The following is a 3385-nucleotide window of genomic DNA, read 5'->3' on the forward strand; positions in this document are numbered from 1 at the left end:
GTTTCTCCTCTTGAATACCTTCCGATCCTCCTCATCGAGTATTCCAATATAATTATTATCACCATGTAAATCTATTCCTACGAAATATCCCATTGCTCGCTCCCTCCTTACTTTGTTATTATTTAACAATCGCCTTTCACGGTATCCTCCATTTTACCATGAAGAGTGCGCTCGGAGGTGCCTTCTATATGATTATCAGGTTTACAACCCAAACCAGCCTGTAAAATCCCAATTGGCCACTTAACCACTAAGTATAGAAACACAAAATCCCCAACTACCATTTCTTCAAATAAGAATAAAAATAGTAGTTGGGGATTAGATTTTTCAAAAGCAATCGTTAAAACGGGTATTTCTTTGCAAACCTTTAATGCGGACAGCGTATTTTTATAAAATACCTCCGTCATTATTCTTCGAAGAACCTCACCGGCAAAGGAATAGTATCATCAATTTTTTACTTCATAATCGGCGTCAATGATATCATCTTCGCCCCCTTTGCCTTTTCCACCACCCTTTTCTTCCTGTTCACCGCCGCCGTGAGGAGGCGTCTGTGGGCCTTCTTTCTTTGCAGCTTCCTGATAAATCTTTGTACTGATTTCCTGCAGGATATTTGTTAATTCATCCATCTTTTTCTGGATGTCTTTTTCGTCTTCCAATTTGATTGCTTCTCTCAGATTTTTGATTGCATTTTCTACCTGCTGTTTTTGTGCACTCTCTACTTTATCGCCCAGGTCCTTCAATGTTTTTTCTGCGCTATACGCCAGATTATCCGCCTTGTTTTTTATTTCTATCTTTTCTTTCACCAGTTTATCCTGGTCGGCGTAATTCTGCGCATCTCTGACCATCTTATCAATTTCTTCCTGGCTCAGTTTTGTTGAAGCGGTTATTGTAATTTTCTGTTCGTTTCCTGTCCCAAGATCTTTCGCATGTACGTTAATTATGCCGTTTGCATCGAGATCAAAAGATACTTCTACCTGAGGAACCCCTCTTGGCGCCGGAGGTATCCCGGTAAGATGAAACTTTCCAAGGGTTACATTGTCACGCGACATGGAACGTTCGCCCTGAAGAACGTGTATTTCAACACTGCTCTGATTATCTTCTGCAGTGGTAAAAATCTGGCTCTTTTTTGTGGGAATAGTGGTATTTCTTTCTATTAAATGAGTGGTAACGCCGCCAAGCGTTTCAATGCCCAAAGAAAGCGGAGTTACATCCAGCAAAACAAGGTCCTTTACCTCTCCGGATAAAACACCCGCCTGTATGGCTGCGCCCATAGCAACGCATTCCATAGGATCAATTCCGCGTTCAATTTTCCTTCCCACGTAATCTTCCACATATTTCTGGACACATGGCATACGGGTAGGGCCTCCTACGAGGATGATTTTGGAGATGTCGTTCGCCGTCATTTTCGCATCCTTCAATGCTTGTTCTATAGAAGCGCCGCACCGGTTAACTATTGGAGAAACCAGTTGTTCTATTTTTGCCCGCGTCATGGAATGTGTAAAATGTTTTGGGCCGGAAGCATCCGCCGTAAGAAACGGAAGGTTAATATCTGTGGAAAGTGTTGTGGAGAGTTCTATTTTCGCCTTTTCTGCCGCCTCTCTCAATCTCTGCATTGCCATCTTGTCATTTTTCAGGTCGATGCCAAATTCCTTTTTAAACTCCTCTGCCAGATAATCAACAATATGATTATCCATGTCCGTGCCGCCTAGTTGGGTATCGCCGCTGGTAGAAACAACCTCAAATACGCCTTGGCCAAAGTCCATGATGGTGCAATCCAAAGTACCACCGCCCAGATCAAAAACAAGAATCTTTTGAGACTCTTCCGTCTTGTCTAATCCATATGCCAATGACGCCGCAGTAGGTTCATTGATAATCCTCACCACGTCGAGTCCTGCAATAGTACCGGCGTCTTTTGTTGCCTGACGTTGGTTGTCATTAAAATATGCAGGAACCGTTATTACCGCCTTTTCAACACGTTCTCCCAGATACGCTTCAGCATCATGTTTGATTTTTTGCAGAATAAATGCGGAAATTTGTTGAGGAGTAAAACTTTTTCCCCTAATCTCGACTTTATAGTCGGTCCCCATTTTTCTCTTTATCGCATATATTGTGCCCTCTGTATTGCTAACGGCCTGCCTCCTTGCCGGTTCGCCTACAAGTTTTTCCCCGTCTTTTGTAAAAGCAACATAGGAAGGAAATGCCTTTCCTCCGATGGTCGCCCCTTCAGCGCTTGGGATAATAGTCGGTTTACCACCTATTAATACCGCAGCGGCAGAATTGCTTGTGCCTAAATCTATTCCAATAATTTTTGACATATCCTATTCTCCTTTAATCTCTTCCTAATTTTTAGTGTTTTCAGTTCCTTAAGTCTCTTCTTTTTGCGATTTTTGTGATACCACTACCTTTGCAGGTCTTAAAACCAGGGAGTTTAGCAAATACCCCTTTTGTATTTCCTGCAATATGGTATTCTCCGGCGCCTCATCATTCACCATCTGCATCAAAACCTCATGTTTACAGACATCTAATTGTGTCCCTTCCGCTTTTATAGGCTCTAGTCCTTCAGATTTTAACACACGGGAAAATTCTTTATAAATTAATTTTATCCCTTCTTTGAATTCCTTGCCCATGGATTCATCGTTAGTGGCAGCAGCTTTTTCAAGACTCTCGTAAATATCGAGTAATTTTTTAATGAGTGATTCAGTTGCCGTACGTTCAACTATCTGGCGTTCTTTTGCGACCCACTTCTTGTAATTGTCAAAATCAGCCGCCAGTCTGCGTACGGAATGCTGAAGTTCACCAATCTTATTTCTACTTTCATCTAATTCTTGTTTTAGTGATTGTACTATTGCCTGCTGTTCCGCAAACAGTACCTCTGATGGTTGAACAACTTCAATCTCATTCGATTCTGAATCACCACCATTCTTACTCTCTGATTCGGTATCGGACGGCGAAGCATACTTCCCTTCAGGAGTTGCTTCTTTATCATCTTCAAGTTTATCAAGTTTTTTTTCTGATTCGTTTGACATTATTTTAATGTTTTTAGTCAAAAAGGGGCTCTGAAATTTTAAAATTTAAATTATAACAAAAAATATCTCTTTGGCAAGTTATTAACCGCCAGGGCCACGTCAAAGTCCGTGTTGAAGTGTTTTGATATTACCATAAACAAGCCGTTTTTTAGATTCGAGGTAATTCTTTATATTGTAACGGATGTTCACCCCAAGTCAAAAAACAAAAGTGCCGTAAAAGCCTTATATTTATTGGCTTTTACGCCGAACAGCAAGCTTTTTTCTAGTGACTACCCGTATGTTCCGGCTTGGCAATACTTCTGGCAACTTTATCTGTAATGCCTCTAATAATTCATGTGATTGTTGCCGCGGACGCGGGATCT

3 protein-coding genes are annotated in these 3385 nt (G+C 41.3%); all 3 read right to left on the minus strand.

Going from position 1 to position 3385, the window contains the following annotated elements; all coding sequences use genetic code 11:
* Positions 1-122: 122 nt before the first annotated feature.
* From QZT26_RS16925 to QZT26_RS16935, 3 genes are read right to left on the minus strand one after another with little or no spacing between them, the layout of a single operon-like run.
* Positions 123-404 (minus strand): hypothetical protein, encoded by a 282-nt coding sequence (locus QZT26_RS16925; RefSeq protein ID WP_164995278.1) that lies wholly within the window; start codon positions 402-404, stop codon positions 123-125.
* Positions 405-443: 39 nt separating this feature from the next.
* Entirely contained in the window at positions 444-2312 is a 1869-nt protein-coding gene (gene dnaK, locus QZT26_RS16930) for a molecular chaperone DnaK (protein ID WP_164995277.1), read from the minus strand.
* Positions 2313-2360: 48 nt separating this feature from the next.
* Complete coding sequence (locus tag QZT26_RS16935; RefSeq protein WP_164995276.1) at positions 2361-3023, minus strand: nucleotide exchange factor GrpE; 663 nt, start codon at positions 3021-3023, stop codon at positions 2361-2363.
* Positions 3024-3385: the final 362 nt, after the last annotated feature.

Source organism: uncultured Candidatus Kuenenia sp. (genome assembly GCF_900696675.1).
Lineage (GTDB): Bacteria > Planctomycetota > Brocadiia > Brocadiales > Brocadiaceae > Kuenenia > Kuenenia stuttgartiensis_A.